This window comes from Anaerococcus provencensis (assembly GCF_000312365.2).
GTDB lineage: Bacteria > Bacillota > Clostridia > Tissierellales > Peptoniphilaceae > Anaerococcus > Anaerococcus provencensis.
This window is the reverse complement of sequence record NZ_HG003690.1, coordinates 202207-220127: the sequence shown is the minus strand read 5'-3', so window position 1 is coordinate 220127 and position 17921 is coordinate 202207. Positions and strand designations below refer to the sequence as shown.

General features: G+C 35.7%; 16 protein-coding genes. All 16 read right to left on the bottom strand.

Annotated elements, in window-relative coordinates:
* A partial coding sequence (locus BN38_RS09805; protein WP_044567553.1) for a transposase occupies window positions 1-420 on the bottom strand: 420 nt, incomplete at its 3' end.
* A gap of 94 nt (window positions 421-514) precedes the next feature.
* Window positions 515-2359, bottom strand: a complete 1845-nt coding sequence (locus BN38_RS09800; RefSeq protein WP_044567407.1) for a flavocytochrome c — start codon at window positions 2357-2359, stop codon at window positions 515-517.
* Between the two features lie 229 nt (window positions 2360-2588).
* Window positions 2589-3176 (bottom strand): ribosome biogenesis GTP-binding protein YihA/YsxC, encoded by a 588-nt coding sequence (gene yihA, locus BN38_RS09795; RefSeq protein ID WP_044567405.1) that lies wholly within the window; start codon window positions 3174-3176, stop codon window positions 2589-2591.
* Window positions 3173-5503 (bottom strand): endopeptidase La, encoded by a 2331-nt coding sequence (gene lon / locus BN38_RS09790; RefSeq protein WP_044567403.1) that lies wholly within the window; start codon window positions 5501-5503, stop codon window positions 3173-3175. The genes yihA and lon overlap by 4 nt, the downstream gene beginning before the upstream one ends.
* A gap of 56 nt (window positions 5504-5559) precedes the next feature.
* The gene (gene clpX, locus BN38_RS09785) at window positions 5560-6783 is read right to left on the bottom strand and encodes an ATP-dependent Clp protease ATP-binding subunit ClpX (protein WP_044567401.1); all 1224 of its coding nucleotides are present in this window, start codon (window positions 6781-6783) and stop codon (window positions 5560-5562) included.
* The gene (gene clpP, locus BN38_RS09780) at window positions 6783-7382 is read right to left on the bottom strand and encodes an ATP-dependent Clp endopeptidase proteolytic subunit ClpP (protein ID WP_044567399.1); all 600 of its coding nucleotides are present in this window, start codon (window positions 7380-7382) and stop codon (window positions 6783-6785) included. The genes clpX and clpP overlap by 1 nt, the downstream gene beginning before the upstream one ends.
* Before the next feature lie 36 nt (window positions 7383-7418).
* A complete protein-coding gene (gene tig / locus BN38_RS09775; protein ID WP_044567397.1) occupies window positions 7419-8789 on the bottom strand; it encodes a trigger factor in 1371 nt (456 codons plus the stop codon).
* Window positions 8790-8843: 54 nt separating this feature from the next.
* Window positions 8844-10160, bottom strand: a complete 1317-nt coding sequence (locus BN38_RS09770) for a CCA tRNA nucleotidyltransferase (protein WP_044567395.1) — start codon at window positions 10158-10160, stop codon at window positions 8844-8846.
* Window positions 10150-11121, bottom strand: coding sequence for a CdaR family protein (locus tag BN38_RS09765; RefSeq protein ID WP_230197782.1), 972 nt, complete (start codon window positions 11119-11121; stop codon window positions 10150-10152). Before BN38_RS09765 ends, BN38_RS09770 begins: the two co-directional genes overlap by 11 nt.
* Window positions 11108-11926, bottom strand: a complete 819-nt coding sequence (gene cdaA / locus BN38_RS09760) for a diadenylate cyclase CdaA (RefSeq protein ID WP_044567390.1) — start codon at window positions 11924-11926, stop codon at window positions 11108-11110. The genes BN38_RS09765 and cdaA overlap by 14 nt, the downstream gene beginning before the upstream one ends.
* Before the next feature lie 104 nt (window positions 11927-12030).
* A complete protein-coding gene (locus tag BN38_RS09755; protein ID WP_044567387.1) occupies window positions 12031-12822 on the bottom strand; it encodes a ZIP family metal transporter in 792 nt (263 codons plus the stop codon).
* Window positions 12823-12832: 10 nt separating this feature from the next.
* Window positions 12833-15220 carry a glycogen/starch/alpha-glucan phosphorylase gene (locus tag BN38_RS09750; protein WP_195890901.1) on the bottom strand — a complete coding sequence of 796 codons (2388 nt, stop codon included), beginning with the start codon at window positions 15218-15220 and terminating at the stop codon, window positions 12833-12835.
* Window positions 15213-16721 (bottom strand): 4-alpha-glucanotransferase, encoded by a 1509-nt coding sequence (gene malQ / locus BN38_RS09745; RefSeq protein WP_044567386.1) that lies wholly within the window; start codon window positions 16719-16721, stop codon window positions 15213-15215. Before malQ ends, BN38_RS09750 begins: the two co-directional genes overlap by 8 nt.
* Before the next feature lie 9 nt (window positions 16722-16730).
* Window positions 16731-17042, bottom strand: coding sequence for a hypothetical protein (locus BN38_RS09740; RefSeq protein WP_044567383.1), 312 nt, complete (start codon window positions 17040-17042; stop codon window positions 16731-16733).
* On the bottom strand, window positions 17029-17652 hold the full coding sequence (locus tag BN38_RS09735; protein WP_044567381.1) for a hypothetical protein: 624 nt from the start codon (window positions 17650-17652) through the stop codon (window positions 17029-17031). The genes BN38_RS09740 and BN38_RS09735 overlap by 14 nt, the downstream gene beginning before the upstream one ends.
* On the bottom strand, window positions 17636-17911 hold the full coding sequence (locus BN38_RS11555) for an AI-2E family transporter (RefSeq protein ID WP_094777105.1): 276 nt from the start codon (window positions 17909-17911) through the stop codon (window positions 17636-17638). The genes BN38_RS09735 and BN38_RS11555 overlap by 17 nt, the downstream gene beginning before the upstream one ends.
* Window positions 17912-17921: the final 10 nt, after the last annotated feature.

Here is a 17921-nt window from a genome sequence, read left to right as displayed (position 1 = left end):
TTTTTCTTCTATTAGTATTTGGACCATTTGATTTAATAGATTGGGTGTTAGTTCTACTATTTTTTGTCTGAATCTGTTTATGGTAGAATGATCTGGTGGGTTTTGTCCATCTAGTAAATATTTTATTCTTAGATCATATTTGCATGATTTTTCTATTTCCCTTGATGAGAATATTCCTTCTGAATAGCAGAATATTATTATTTCCAGCATAGTTACTGGATTTACAGTAGGTTTTCTTCCAAATGATGAGTAGACTTTTTTTAATTCTGCTAGATCTATCCTTTCAATTATATTTTTTACAAGCCTTAGTTTAACATCATTTTGAATGTATATTTCTGTATTAAAGTTTAATTTTAATTGAATTGTATCATTAACTAGTGTAAAATTAGTTAGTGATGATGTATTTGTAACGGTTTTCATAAATACATTGTATCAGAAAAAGACGAGGATGTTTAGCTTCCTCGTCTTTTTTCTATGTTAGGACTTTTGCAACAGCCCCCTTCTATAATTTCTTCTATTTTGCAAAGTTTGCTGCGTTCTCACCAGCTATTCTACCGTATACTGTGATATCTGCTATAGCTGCTGATCCAAGTCTGTTTGATCCGTGGATTCCACCAGTTACTTCACCTGCTGCGTATAGACCTTCGATTGGGTTGCCATCTTTGTCTATTACTTGAGCATCTGTATTGATCTTTAGTCCTCCCATTGTGTGGTGAACTGCTGGAGCTGCTTTTAGCATGTAGTATGGACCTTCTTCGATTGTCCAACCTAGCATTCTTAGGTTGAATTCTGGGTCTTCTTCTTTTTTAGAGTTTTCGTTAAATGTCTTAACTGTTTCTAATAATTGGTCTTTATCAAGGTCAAAGTGTTCAGCTAATTCTTCGATTGTGTCTGCCTTAACAAGGTTTCCTTTTTCGAATTGTTCTTCAGCTTCTTCTGGGTTTGATGCCATTGTTCCTGTCACTTCGTTTGATTTTTCATCCCAAAGTAGGTATCCAACGTGGTCTGTTTGAGCTTTGATAGCCATAGAAATTTCACGTCTTGTTCCTAGCTCTTCAACAAATCTCTTACCTTCTTTGTTTACTAGTAGAGCACCACCAACAAGTCTTGTATCTCCTACATATAGTAGTCTACCTGTTTCTGGGTCACATACTGGATAAAGTTGGATTTTATCCATATCAACAGTATCAGCATTTAGAGCTTCTGCCATGATGATACCATCACCTGTAGCTCCTGGTGAGTTGGTTGATTTTACGTATTCGTCTATTTCATGGTCGTTTTCATATGTCATTTCATCGTTTGAACCAAAACCACCTGTTGCAAGAACAACTGATTTAGCATTAACTGTCAATTCTCCATCATCAGTTTCAGCTTTTACTCCAGTGATTTTGTTATCTTCTGTAAGAATCTCTTTGACATCTGCTTCTGTGATTACTTCAATGCCAAGTTCTTCACATTTTTTAAGGTAATTTTTAATTAGTTCGTTACCTGAGTGAGCTGCTGGTATTAGTGATCTTTTTACAGAGTGTCCACCAAAGAACATTAGGCTGTCTAACCATTCAACTCCGATATCGTCACGTAGCCAATAAGCATCTTCTGTTGCATGATCAGCAAGGACATCTATTAGTTCTGGATCTCCGCCAGCTTCTTTTACATCGTTCGCGAATTGTTCTTTGCTATCTTCGATTCCTTCTTCTTTTTGAAGGTCGTTTTCTGGAGCAGCGTATTCTCCACCAGAGATTAATGTGTTACCACCAACTTGTGGCATTTTTTCTAGTAATACTACATCTGCGCCGTTTTCTTTAGCGGTTACTGCAGCTGCAAATCCTGCTCCACCACCACCAACTACAACAACGTCAACGTCTTTACTTGATTCTGTCTTTTCTTTGTCGCCAGCAACTTCATTTTGAAAGTCAGCAACATCTCTGCCACTTTCAGTAATTGCTGCGCTTACAGCTTCAATTAGGGCTGTTGATGAGAATGTAGCTCCAGATACTGTATCTATATTAACTGTTTGGTTATCTACCATTTCTGGAATAAGTTTTTCGATAGCAGCAGCGCCAAGACCTTCTGTTTCTTCATTTTCTGTTTCAATAGATGCTATTTTGTCTCCATCAAAGGTAACTTTAGCTATAACATCTCCCTTAAAGCCTTTTGCCTTACCTTCAAATGTTTCCCCTGTTGCATCTTCTTTAGAGCTTTCAGTCTCAGTAGTTTCTTTTTCTTCTACTTCTGTTTGCTCTGTTTGTTCTGTCTCTGTCTTTTCTTCTGCTGGCTTATTGTCAGCTCCATTTCCTCCACATGCTGTTAAAAGCATAGAGAATGATAATATGTATGGTAATATTTTTTTGTACTTCATAATCCCTCCTGAAGTTATGTATTATAGTGCTTATATACTAACAAAGATTTCAAATATATACAAGGCTTCTAAATAACAAGACTTGAAACTTTAACATTATTTTGCAATGTCCTTGTTTTGCTAGGTATATAAGCACAATATAGTATTGCTCAAAGGAATATTACACCCTAATATAAATATTAAAAGCAAAATTCTAAACTTTTGAGCAATTTATTGATTAGATATACTACTAGTTATTTATTATTACTTCAATTTGTTCGTGTATCACGCCCAAATTGTGCTTGTTTTCAGATGAATAGGCAAATATCAGCCCTTCATCTTCAACGTCTAATTTCTTCATAATAGCACTTATGTGTTTTTGTAGTTGATTTTTTGAAATTTTGTCGTATTTTGTGGCTATGATAAAGCCAGTAAAGCCTGAATCTATGATCCAATCATATATTTGCAGGTCTAGGTCAGTTGGTTCGTGGCGAATATCTACAAGGAGAAAGACTTCCTTTAAGTTTTCCCTATCATGTAGATATTCGTTTATTAATTTATCCCACTTTTCCTTTTCTTTTTTGCTCACCTTGGCATATCCGTAACCAGGTAGATCTACTAGTCTAAATTTATTATCTATGTTATAAAAATTGATAGTCCTAGTTTTGCCTGGTATTGACGAAGTCTTAGCCAAAGACTTTCTACCCAAGAAAGCATTTATAAATGAGGATTTACCAACATTAGATCTGCCCACAAAGGCAATTTCTTCGATATTTTCACTTGGCCATTGGGACTTAAATCCAGCTACTTGTTCTAATTCAATACTTTTAAATTTCATATCAAGGCCCTATCTAATACTTCAGAAACATTGGAAACTTCAATAAAGTTAATCTTATCTCTGATTTCCTTTGGTATATCTTCAGTATCTTTCTTATTTTTCTCTGGAATTATTACATCCCTTATTCCATATGAATAGGCTGCAAGGGCTTTTTCCTTTAGTCCTCCTATTGGAAGAACAGTTCCTGTTATAGTTACTTCACCAGTCATAGCTATGTTGTTTCTCACCTTTTTGCCAGTAAGTGAAGATACCATAGCTGTTGTCATAGTTATACCTGCAGATGGGCCGTCCTTTGGAGTTGCTCCCTCTGGTATATGGACGTGTATGTCCTTGTTGTCATAGAATTTGCCACGAATTCCTAGTTCTTTGGCATTTGACCTAATATAGGTCATAGCTGCTTGACCAGATTCTTTCATAACATCCCCAAGAGATCCAGTGAATTCTACACTACCCTTGCCATCCATTACATTTGCTTCAATGGTTAGCATGGTTCCACCTACAGATGTCCAAGCAAGGCCATTAACAACGCCAACCTTATCCTCACGAGAGATATGATCGTCTAAGAATCTTTCTCTTCCTAGGTACTTATTGTAGTTTGTCATTGTAACTCTAACCTTATCTTTGCCTTCTAAGATTTCCTTTACAGCTCTTCTACAAATCTTATCAATAAGTCGCTCTAGTTCACGAACACCAGCTTCTCTAGTGTAGTTTTTGATTATATGTTCTATCACAGCATCAGAAATTGTAAGTTCGTCTTCCTTGAGGCCATTTTTCTCCAATTCTTTTTTGATTAGATATTTTTTTCCTATATTTAATTTTTCGTTCATTGTATAGCCAGAGATCTCTATTATCTCTAATCTATCGTATAGGGGATCAGGAATTTCATTTGGGTCATTGGCAGTTGTTATGAAAAACACATCTGATAGGTCAAAGGGTATATCTAGGTATCTATCGATAAATTTATCATTTTGTTCAGAATCTAGAACTTCTAGGAGGGCAGATGATGGATCTCCCCTAAAATCAGAACCCAATTTATCAATCTCATCTAGCAAAAACACTGGGTTTTTGACCCCACACCTGTTGATATTGTTCATAAGTCTTCCAGCCATTGCTCCAACATAGGTTCTCCTGTGGCCTCTGATCTCACTTTCGTCAGTTACACCACCAAGCCTCATAGAAACAAATTTGCGGTCAAGGGCTCTTGCTATAGATTTGGCTATAGAAGTCTTTCCCACTCCTGGGGGTCCAACTAAACATATCACAGACCCTTGGTTGTTTTTGTTCTTAATTCTTACAGCAATCGATTCTAATATTCTCTCTTTTACTTCATCTAGGCCATAGTGATCTTCGTTTAGGACCTTTTCTGCTCTCTTAATGTCTAAAAGATCTTTGGTCTTTTTTGACCAGGGTAAGTTTACTGTAAAGTCGAGATATGAACTAATCACTCCATAATCAGGGCTCATTTCTGGTATTGTTTCCAAACGTGATAGATCTTTTAGCAAGGATTCTTTGCTGTCCTTATCAATTTTGAGTTTTTTTATTTTTTCCCTCAATTGATCAGTCTCGTTGTCAAATTCCCCTGTCGTCTCGTTTAGTTCTTTTTTTATGACGTCAATTTTTTCTCTAAGATAGTATTCTTTTTGGGATTGGTTGATATTTTCTTGAACTTCTTGGTCAATTTCATTAGAAAGATTCTTTAAGTCTATTTCTTTCATAAGAATTTGGTGAAGGAGGGTTAGTCTTTTTTCGCAATCAAGCTCTGCTAAAAGCTCATAATATTCATCTGCCCTTAAGTCTAGGTGGTATATTATGATATCAGCCAACCTATGAAGATTGGTAACTTCGCTTATGGAAAATACTGAATCGTCAAAAGTATTGCCATCTAGCTCTACATATGTTTTGAAATCTTCTATAAGTAGTTTTCTAAGAGCTTGCTTTTTCTTAGTGTCTTTTTCATTTTCTTCTATATATTCATATTCAGTGACGCTTGCCCTGTAGAATCCCTCGCCAATTTTTACTTCTTCAATCTTTGCAATCGCCTTTGCTTGGACATAGACTCTAATATCTCCATTTGGCAAGTTAAATGATTCCTTGATACTTACAACCATACCAAAATCATAGAGTCCATCCGCCTTTGGGTTTTCCTCAAATACATTTTTTTGATTTACTAAAAACACATCTGTGTTTCTAATGTTCGCATCTTCTATGGCTTTTTTGGATATAGGCCTTGCACAATCAAAATTAAGTATGGTATTTGGATATGCCCATAGTCCCCTTAGTGGAACAAGAGGATATTCATTTGTGCTTATTTTATAAACATCGCTCATATATATTTTCCTCTCAAAAAAGGGAATGGTAAGCCATCCCCCTTTTCAAATCTCTCTTATCTTTTCTTGTATTTTAGTTTTGACTTATCGTCAATAGATTCTTTTGTAACAATTACTTCTTTAATGTCAGTTTTTGATGGTATTTCATACATAACATCTAAAAGCAAATCTTCAAGGATAGTTCTAAGACCACGAGCTCCAGTCTTTTGGGCTATAGCCTTGTTAGCTATCTCAATAACAGCATCATCCTTGAAAGTCAATTTGACATTATCTAATTCAAACATTTTTTGGTATTGCTTGATTAGCGAATTTTTTGGTTCTTTTAATATTCTCACTAGGGCATCACAATCTAGGCTATCAAGTGTTACTATTATTGGAACCCTGCCAATAAATTCAGGTATCAAACCAAATTTTAATAAGTCTTCTGTATTCACATCAGCTAGATTTGCCTTGTGGTCTACTGACTTGATCTCTGCACCAAAACCTATAGTTTTTTGAGCTTCTCTGCGATTGATGATATCTTCAATACCATCAAAGGCTCCACCAAGTATAAACAAAATATTTGAAGTATCTACCTGGATATACTCTTGGCTTGGGTGCTTTCTGCCACCTTGTGGTGGAACGTTAGCAACAGTACCTTCTATTAGTTTTAGCAAGGCTTGTTGGACTCCCTCACCTGAGACATCACGAGTTATGGATGGATTTTCGCTCTTACGAGTGATCTTGTCAATCTCATCTACATAGATAATCCCATGTTCAGCTTTTTCTATATCATAGTCTGCTGCTTGAATTAGCTTTAATATTATGTTTTCGACATCCTCGCCAACATAACCTGCTTCTGTAAGACTTGTCGCATCTGCTATAGCAAATGGAACATTGAGCTTTCTGGCAAGGGTTTGAGCAAGGAGAGTCTTACCAGAACCAGTAGGTCCTAGCATCAAAATATTTGACTTGTTAAGCTCGACCTCATCGTCTATATTATTGGAACTAATGCGTTTGTAGTGGTTATAGACAGCTACTGCCAAGGTCTTTTTTGCCTTATCTTGACCAATAACATAATCATTTAAAAATTCATCGATTTCTGCAGGTGTGGATAGTTCAAGTTGATAGTCCTCGCCATCATCTTCAGTAAATCCAACTTCATTGTTAATGATTTCAGAACAAAGGTCTATACATTCATTACAAATGTATGCATTTGGTCCAGCTATTATTCTTTTTACTTGGCTAGAATCCTTGCCACAAAATGAACATCTTATATCGTCGTTTTCAATATTTGCCATTAATCTAACTTACTTTCAATTACTTGGTCAATTAGTCCGTATTCTAGGGCTTCCTGAGCTGTCATTGCAAAGTCCCTGTCGGTATCTTTTACTATTTTTTCTAGTTTTTGACCAGTGTTATCAGCCAAAATCTTGTTTAATCTTTCTTTGATTTTGATGATTTGTTCAGCTTGGATCACTATGTCTGAAGCTTGACCTTGGGCACCACCAGATGGTTGGTGGATCATTATATTTGAATTTGGTAGAGAGTATCTCTTGCCCTTTGCTCCAGATGATAAGAGTACTGCACCCATTGAAGCAGCTTGGCCTATACAGATAGTTGAAACATCAGGTTTGATATAATTCATTGTATCGTATATAGCAAGACCACTTGTAACAACTCCACCTGGGGAGTTGATATAAAATTGGATGTCCTTATCTGGGTCTTCGCTTTCCAAAAATAAGAGTTGGGCGATGATGATATCGCTCATTTGATCGTTGACTTCGCCAGATAGGAAAATAATCCTATCTTTTAGAAGTCTTGAGTATATATCATAGGCTCTTTCGCCTTTGTTTGTTTGTTCTACTACCGTTGGAACTAGGTAATTTTTAGTATTCATTACAAATCTCCTTATATATTAAGGGTTTGCGATATCTTATTTATCTTCGCCTTCTTTAGAATCTTCTTCGTGGCTGTGGTCGTGGTCTTCACCTACTGCTTTGTGGTATTCTTCGTGAGGTAGAGCTTTTGCTTTTTCTACTAAGAATTCAACAGCCTTACGTCTTCTTATATTTTCTTTTACTGTATCATCAGATACATTTTTGCTAAAGATTTCTTTGAATTTTTCGATATCATCAACCCCATACATCTTAGCTGATTCGTTGATTTCAGCTTCGATTTCTTCATCACTTACTTCAAAGCCTTCTTTTAGAGCAACTTCGTCAATTACAAGGTTAGCTTTTACTCTAGCTTCAGCTTGTTCTTTGTATTGGTTTCTGATTTCATTGATATCCATTTGTGTCATTTCAACATATTGAGCTAGAGAAATACCCATTTGTTGTAATCTTTGGTCAAGATTTTGCATCTCGATATCAATTTCACTATTTACCATAGATTCTGGTGCACTTACTTCGCTTGCTCTTACTAGGGCATCGATAGCTTGGTTTTGCATCATATTTGTTCTATAGTTTTCTTTTTCTTCTTTTAATTTTTCTTTAATGTCCGCTTTTAATTCATCTAGAGTTTCAAATTCTGAGATGTCCATAGCAAATTCATCGTCAATTTCTGGTAGTTCTTTTTCTGTAATAGAGTTGATTTCTACCTCAAATTTGGCATCTTTCCCTTGGAATTCTTTTGCTTGGTAATCTTCTGGGAATGTTACATTTACATCAAATTTGTCGCCAACTTTGTGACCTTGAACTTGGTCTTCAAAACCTTCGATGAATGTCTTTGAACCTAGTACTAGGTCGTAGTCTTCAGCTTTGCCGCCTTCAAATCTTTCCCCATCTAGGTAGCCGTCAAAGTCGATATTTACTGTATCTCCTTCTTTAGCTTCTCTATCTTCTACTGGGATTAGTCTAGCATTTTCTTCTTGTTGTTTCTTTAATTCGTTTTCGATATCAGCATCAGTAACTTCAGCTTCAACTTCTTCTATGATTAGATTGTCATAGCTGCCTAATACTGGATGTGGTTTCGTTTCAACATCAACTTTGAAAGTGATGTCTTTGCCTTTTTCGATATCGTCAAGGTCAACATTTGGTTGATCAATTGGTTCAAGTTCAAGTTCTTCGATTGCTTTTTCATAAGGTTCTGGGAATACTAGTTGGATAGCTTCATCGTAGAAGATTTCTGGGCCGTACATTTTTTCTAGAACTCTTCTAGGTACGTGACCAGCTCTAAAGCCATCTAGTCTATATCTTTTCTTATTTCTGTTATAAACCTTGTTTATAGCTTTTTCAAAGTCGTCATATTTTACATCAAATTCAAATTTTGCAATATTATTTTCATGAGATTTTAATTCTGTCATTTATTCCTCCTGCTTGATAGCTACTCATTTTGTTAATATACTTCAATTTAGCTATCAATCAACAATATCAAGTCTTTCTTTAAGGTAATTTATAATATCTTTTTTATTGTTGATTAGTTTCTCTTCATAAATTAAGTTTTCTATTTCTCTTAGGGTATTTCCTAATTCTTTGCCTTCTTTAAAACCCAAGTCTTTTAGGTCATTGCCATTGATTTCAATTTCATTGCGATTCTTGGGTATATCGTCATCTTTTACCTCAGCTAGTAGGCTAAGTCCCAAGTCAATATTAGAATCATCAGCATGTTTGGTTGATAGGACGTCCGCCCTTTGGAGAGCAAATAAATTTATTAGATTTTCTTCTCCAATGTTTCTAAGAAGCTTTCTAATAGATTTTTTGCTGTAGGTATTGGTATTATCCATGTGTCTTTTTACCAAGATAGATGCATCTTCTATAAATTTTTTAGAATACTTCAATTCTTTAAGACGCTTTATCAAAAGTTCTTCCGAAAGATTCTGGTGACCAAAAAATCTGCCTTCACCATTTTCATCTATAAAAAATGTATCGATTTTGCCCACATCATGGTAAAGAGCTGCCATCCTTACTTCTAAGATTGGTGGAGTCTTATCTAGGACCTTTAGGGTGTGCTTAAATACGTCATCGGCATGGTGGCTTGAATGTTGGTCAAAACCTATAGTTTTTTTTACTTCTGGAAATATAGATTCTAACAAATTCAATTCATCCAAAATCCTTATGCCCCTTGATGGCTTTGTTGCCAACAAAATCTTGTTTACCTCATCTTGGATGCGTTCTTTTGATATATCATTAATATATTTACTTTGACTTCTTATGGCTTCTTTTAAGTTTTTATCTATATCAAAACCAAGGACTGTTGCAAATCGCACAGCCCTCAGAGATCTTAACATATCCTCACTTATCCTATCATAAGGATTGCCCACTGCCCTTATGATTTTCTTCTCTAGGTCATCTTTACCATTAAAGGGATCTATGATGATTTCCTTTCTCTTTGCCATAGCATTTATGGTAAAATCACGTCTTTTCAAATCTTCATAGATATCGTCAGTATAATAAACAAGACTAGGATGTCTCTTGTCAACGTAGGCATTTTCTGTTCTCATAGTAGTGATTTCATATTCACTTGAGTCTAGAATAACTTTTATGGTTCCAAATTTTTTACCTATATCGATAGTCTTATAGTCTTTGAAAACTTCAAGAATTTCATCAGGCCTAGCTTGGCTTGTGATGTCTATGTCAAAATTATCTCGATATAGAAGTTCATCTCTGACACATCCACCGACAAGATAGGTTTCAAATCCTGCATCTTCAAGCTTTTCTACGATTTCATTTGTCATCTTCGTCTTCAGTCTTTATATCTATACCAGCTCTTGCTTTTCTTTGAACATCTATCTTGTAAGTTACTACATCATCTCCATCGTATACTTCAACAGATTCTGGTAGTTTTAGTTTTACTTCTCCGCTCTTAGATGTCTTTAGGTTAAATAGATTAATAGGTTCAGTTAAAACTTCGTCTATTTCTTTGATTATTGATTCTGGTCCTTTGATTACTATAGAATCTGGAGCAGTGTATGCCTCTGTCATCTCATAAGATGGGTTTATAGAGCCATTGGCATCAATCTTTATTGGCACTCTTTTTGTTTCAAAAACCCTAAAGGATATGTTGGCATCCTCGTCAGAAATATCTAGATTAGCAAGCTTTTTGCCAGAACGATCTAAGACATTTATATTGACATTGTGGACTTGGCCATCTATAAGGCTTGGATCGTCAATCTTTACTTCTGCTCTGTCAACCTTGTTTATAAGGCTGGCAGGACCTTTTACCGTTATTTCTTTGGGGTTTATTTCGTTAAGTTCTACTATTTTTCCATCTTTTATTTGATCAGATATAACATAATTTACAGGTAATCTTTTTTCTATTACTTTTTGTATATTTAAGGTAATCTGACTGGGGTCGGCATCTTCCACATTTATGCCAGATGGTATATCCACCTTTATATTTAAGGATTGGACTCCTTCTTTCAGGTCAGATATGTCTACTGATGCATAAATATTTTCAGGCCTTAAGTCTATAAGCTTTTCTCTGCTTCCCTTAAGTTTTAATGTAGTTGTGATGTTGTCATTATTTCCTATTATGGTGTAGCCATTTCTTTCAAGATCATCTTGATTTTTTATGACAACTGGCACGCCCCTGTAAACTTTATTTACATTGGGATTTGTCGAATTGGTTACATAGGTCCACATAAAAATAGCTAGTAGAACTGAAAGGATTTTTAATTTGTTATCAGTCGTTTTCATCATTATCATCCTTTTTTTCTTGGTCAGTTGGTTGGTAAAATAAGTCTTTTTTTAGTCTGATATTAAGTGAATCATCATCAAAATACCTATCTATCCTACCACCTTCTACAACAGAAATATTTCCTGTCTCCTCAGATACTACAAGGACTATACAATCAGATCTTTCCGATATACCAATGGCCGCCCTATGCCTGGTACCTAGTTCCTTAGAAATTGTATTTGAATTGGACAAAGGCAAATAACAAGCTGCTGCTATTATTTCATTCTCATTTATTATTACCGCACCATCGTGAAGGGGAGTATTTGGAATAAATATATTAATCAGTAGTTCGCTTGATACATCGGCATGAAGCTCTGTTCCGCTTTCTACTATATCATTTAGGCCAACCTCTCTTTGGATCACAACAAGGGCGCCAATCTTTTGGCGAGATAGAGAGCTTGCTGCTCTAACTAGTTCATCTATCGTTTTTTCGTTTCTTTTTACCCTATCGCGGGTTAGGATTGTTCTACCACGGCCGATCCTCTCAAGGGCTGATCTTAGCTCTGGTTGGAAGACCACTATAATGAATACTAAAGCCACGGTCAAAAATTGGTTCATAACCCAGCTTACTGTATTTAGGTTTAAAATATCTGCTAATGAAGCTATAATCAGCACAATAACAAGTCCATTTAAAACTTGCTCTGCCCTGGTATTTCTTAGCAATGAAAATAGCTTATAGACAGCAAATGCTATGATTGCAATGTCTATAATATCTGTAATTCTAATTAAAAGTATAGAATTAATAAAATTTGTAAGATAGTTCATAATTCCCCTCTTTGTTCTTCTATTAATATGTTACTATTATTTGCTTATAAAGGGTAGTAATTGGCCGATAAAAAAGACCCCGAAATCCTCTAGGGACTAAGGGGTTAGCCAAGCATAACATCTAGTATCATCATTATTGCAAATCCTGCAGCAAAACCAAGAGTTCCTATGTTAGTATGGGTCTCTCCTTCGCCTGTTGCTTCAGGGATTAGCTCTTCTACTACTACATAGAACATAGCTCCTGCAGCAAATGACAATAGATATGGTAGTATTGGAATCATTATTTGTGATAACAAGATGGTAACAAGAGCTGCAATAGGTTCAACCACGCCTGATCCTACTCCAGCTAAGAAAGATTTTTTCTTATCTAAGCCAGCTGACCTTAGTGGCATTGATATAATCGCTCCCTCTGGGAAGTTTTGTATGGCTATACCAAGTGATAAGGCCAAGGCTTGGGCGAGGCTTACAGAACCCTTGCCATATATTGCACCAGCATAGGTAACACCAACTGCCATTCCTTCAGGAATGTTGTGGATTACTACAGCTAATACCATCATTGTCGTTGATCTTAAATTGTTTTTTGGTCCTTCAGGTTGGTCTGAATCAATGTGTTGGTGGGGTATGGAATTATCCAAAAATAACAAGAAGAATATTCCAATCAAAAAACCAACAGTAGCTGGTATCCAGCTAAATTTGTCCATTTTGACATCAACCATATCCATGGCCGGTATCAAAAGCGACCAGATACTTGCAGCAACCATAACGCCTGCTGCAAAACCTGATAGGCCCTTTTGAACTTTTGGATTAATCTGGTCCCTCATGACAAATACCAGGGCTGAACCCAAGGATGTGCCAATTAAGGGAATCATTAAGCCCCAAAATACTTGTGAATTCATAAGCTACTTCCTAATAATTTGGAGAATCTATCTTCCAAATATCATCTGCATAGTCGATAATAGTCCTGTCTGATGAGAAGTATCCAGCATTAGCTATATTTATCAGACATTTTCTTGACCATGCTAATTTGTCTCTGTAATCAATATTTATTTGCTCATGTGCTTTTTTGTAAGCTTCAAAGTCCTCTAGGATGAAATATCTATCTCCACGTGATCCATCTTGCGGATTGATCAATTCATTGTAAATATCAAGGAACATGTAGGAGTTATTGTCATCAAGCTCACCATTTACTAGGGCATCAACAGCATCCTTAATATCCATATCTGTTTGGTAAAGCTTTCTAGGATTGTAAGTGTCTTCAATTTCCATTAGCTCTTCTACACTTGCGCCAAACCTGTAGTTATTTTCTTCTCCAGCCGCTTCAAATATTTCAATATTTGCCCCGTCAAAAGTTCCAAGAGTTGGAGCCCCGTTTAGCATAAATTTCATATTGCCAGTACCAGATGCTTCCTTACCAGCTGTTGATATTTGCTCACTTACATCTGCTGCTGGGTATATCTTTTCTCCATAAGAAACTCTAAAGTTTTCTACAAAGACAACCTTCATCTTGTCATTTACATCTGGGTCATTATTTACAACCCTTGCTACTTCATTGGCAAGCTTTATTATCCCCTTGGCTCTGAAATATCCTGGAGCTGCCTTTCCACCAAATATGAATGTTGTTGGGTAAAAGTCCATGTCAGGATTTTTCTTAAGCTGATGATACAAATATATTATGTGTAGTATATTTAAGTGTTGGCGTTTGTATTCGTGGATTCTCTTTACTTGAATATCAAAGATTGATTCTGGGTCAATCTTGATTCCTTCGTGTTCAAGAATATAAGAAGCTAGGCGTTTTTTATTTTTTTGTTTAATATCCCATAGCTCTTTTAATGTCGCCTCATCATCAGCAAATTTTTCTAAGCCCTTAAGTTCGTCTAGATTATAGATCCAATTGTCATTGCCAAGTTTTTCTGTAATAAAGCTTGATAATAGACGGTTGGAATACACTAACCATCTTCTTGGTGTTATACCATTTGTCTTATTATTAAATTTATCTGGGAATATCTTATACCAATGCTTGAATGTATCAGCCTTTAGTATTTCTGTGTGAAGTGCTGCAACTCCGTTTACAGAAAATCCAACATATATAGCAAGATTTGCCATATGAACTTGGTCATTTATAACAATCCTATATGGGTCAATGTCAAAATCAGATAAGCCCTCGTCTTTAAAGTGTTTTACTAAAGCATCATTGATTTGATAGATAATTTCTAGACATCTTGGGGATACTTCCTCAACTATGTCAATTGGCCATTTTTCTATAGCTTCTTGGAGGACTGTGTGGTTAGTAAAGGCAAATACTTTTTTACATATTTCAAGTGCCTGATCAAAACTTAGACCATTTTCATCAACCAAAACTCTAATTAGTTCAGCAATTGCTATGTTTGGATGAGTGTCGTTTAGTTGGATGACATGGTATTTGTGGAAGTTTTTAAAGCGCATGTCATCTGAGAAATATCTCTTATATTTTTCTACCAAGTCTTGGATTGAAGCAGATACAAAGAAATATTGTTGCTTAAGTCTTAGAACTTTACCAGCTCTTTGCATGTCGTTTGGATATAAAACCCTTGTTATATCCTCTGCCCTGTTCTTTTTGGCAACTGCCGCATCGTACTCAAAATTGTTAAACTTATCGAATTCAAATTCTTCAAATGGTTCTGCCTGCCATAGTCTTAGGGTATTTACCTTGCCATTTTTATATCCAACAACTGGCATATCAAATGGAACAGCCTTTACCTGTTGGTCCCTAAAATTGACAATTCTTGAGTCTGAATCAACTCTAATGGACCAGCCATCTCCATCTTTTATCCAGCTATCACCGTGTTCTTTTTGAAATCCATTTTCAAATGTTTGTTTGAAAATCCCCTCACGGTAGCGAACTCCATAGCCGTACATATTGATATCTTGGGTTGCTGCAGAATCCATAAAACAAGCCGCAAGTCTGCCTAGGCCACCATTACCCAAAGCAGCATCGTCTTCATAATCCTCTATGGCTTCAAAATCAACGTCAATCTCGTCTAATAATTCTTTTACTTCATCATAAATACCTAGGTTTATGAGGTTATTTCCTAGGGACTTACCTATCAAAAACTCTGCAGAAAAATAATAAGCACTTTTCTCATGGCGAGCATTTGCCTTACTTTGCCTCCAACTTTGGTTTATACGTTCCATTATTGTGTCGCAAAGGGCATCGTATTTATCTTTTTCACTTGTTTCATCAAAACTTTTCAGAGTAATCCTCTGTAGGTTTTCTACATAATTTTCTATAAATTTATTTTTTTCTATTTTATCCATTGTATCTCCCATATAATCTGGACATTTCTTTGATTTTTAGTGCCAGACTGTCAGTAAAATCTTCTTTTTTCGCTCTCCACTTCCAATTGTCACCCAAAGTTCCCGGACTATTGATTTGTGAAGTGTTGTCCAATTCCAAGAAATCTTGGATTTCAAACATAGCCAAATCAGAAACTGAGGCCATAAGATTTCTGATGATCCTCCATTGGTAGTCATCACCTTCCTCAAGACCAAAGTATCTTTCTACTAATTCTAAGTCTTCCTCATCCATAGTTTCAAGCCAACCCTTTAGAGTTGATGAGTCGTGGGTTGATGAGTAAACTACAGAGTTTCTCAAGTAATTGTGAGGCAAGTAATTGCTATCAAAGTTCTCACCAAAGGCAAATTGAATCACATTCATCCCTGGAAAACCATAAGTATCTTTTAGGTCATCGACCTCTTTAGTTATATAACCCAAATCTTCTGCAATAAATTGTTTGTCTGGGAATTTCTTTTTTATATGATCAAAAAAGTCATAGCCTCCGCCTTCTATCCAATCACCAAATTTGGCATTTTCATCGCTTGCAGGTATGGCATAGAACTTTTCAAATCCCCTAAAATGATCGAGTCTTAGAAGATCATAGGTTCTAAAGGCCATCTCTATTCTTTTTTCCCAAAAGCTATAAGAGTCTTTTTTCATCTTATCCCAATCGTATACAGGGTTGCCCCACAGCTGGCCATCTTCAGAATAGGCATCTGGTGGAGCTCCTCCAACTGTGATAGCTTCTTTGCTTTCTGGATCTAACTTCAATATATCATAATTGACCCAAGCATCGCAAGAATCATAGGCCACATATATTGGTAAGTCTCCGATGATTTGAATATTTCTCCTGTTGGCGTATTTTTTTAGTTCATTCCATTGTTTAAAAAATTCATATTGGATAAAAATATAAAAATCAATATCTTCTTGGTGTTTTTCTTTAAATTCTTTTAGAGCAGTTTTGTCCCTATCACGTAATTTCTCATCCCATTCAATCCAACTAATGTCAAGAGAGTCACGTTTTATAGCCATAAACAGGGCATAATCTTCTATCCAAAATGCTTCTTCTTTTCTAAAAGCTTTAATCTCTTTATCGAGTTTTCCCTTGGAGTTTTCATAGGCTTTTTCTAATATCCTATATCTTAGATTGTATTGGATAGCATAGTCAACATATCTATCGTTATCACCAAAATTTAGCGACTCCAAATCATCTTTTTCCAAGAGACCATCTTCTATTAGCATATCCAAGTCTACAAAGTATGGATTGCCAGCAAAAGATGAGAATGATTGGTAGGGACTATCGCCATAGGAAGTTTGTCCCAATGGCAAAATTTGCCAATATCTAATAGAAGCATCAGATATAAAATCCACAATATTATAAGCTTCTTTGCCAAATGTTCCTATTCCATAAGATGATGGTATAGAAAATATAGGCATTATAAGGCCATTTCCTCTTTGTAATCTGTCTTGTACTTTCTTCATCAAATCTCCTTAGACTAGTTTCATAAAATTAATAACAGGAACTTCATAAGGATGGTTTTCTTTTATTATCATTAAAACTCTGTCCTTATCGACTTCTTTTATCCTAAATTCTAACTTTGCTTCTTTAACGCATGTGTGCTCTCCTATCTTCCCTATGTCGGGATTTGATCCAGAAAGAGGAGTGAAATGACCTAGCACAGAACTTTCTGCAAAGACTGAATCATATCCGTCATCATATAAAAATCCATCTTTATTTAGTGCATCTATTAAATTCCACTTATCTTCATCAGGTATATAAATCTCACATTTAAGATATGCCATAATCTTTCCTTTCAAAATATATAAGTCCACTATAAGTTCTACTTTGCCTTTCAAATTGATCAAAATCGACTCTGTATGGTCTGCCCCAGCTTGATATAAGAAGCTCGTGGTGATCTCCCATATCATTACATTCGGTAATAGTCACCCCATGATGGCTCATAACTTTTACATCAGGGCTTGACCAATTTATAAAAATTACAGGTAGGTCCCTATACAAAGCTTCATTGATAAAATCAATCTTTTGATTTTTGCTTTTCTTCTTAAATATAAAGTCTTCCATAACATGACTATTAAGTTTAAGATTCCTATCAGTTATTATTCTCTTGCTCCTTCTATCAAGGGCAAGGGCTGTGGGCACTCCATTTGCATGGGGTCTGAGTTTTTTAAAAAATTCATAATGATAGGCATTGTATTCTTCAAGGGTAAAGATTTCATCTCTGTGGTAGAGATAAAGATAGGTGTTGGTAAAGGCTGTCACCACACAAGACCTGTCTCTATAAAATTTGTTTACCCCCATGTGCATGAGAGAATTTTGAAAACCACCGTAGTAAATACCCTGAGGGACATTTATTGGCACAAACTTACCTACTTGACTATTTTTTAGTTTCATCTTTGTATCCTTCAATAAAATTCTTCTTTTGCTTATCCATAATATCTTTTTGATTGAAACCTTTCTTCATAAGTCTTTGTTCAACCTTCTCATGGGCTAGAGCGTATAAAACAGAAGCAACTGGGATACTAACAAGCATACCCACAATACCAAAAAGTGAACCACCTATAGTTACTGAAGCCAAGACCCAAACGGCAGGAAGGCCTACTTGGGCATTGGCAATGGCAGGATAGATTACATTTTCTTGAACTTGTTGCATAATCACATCG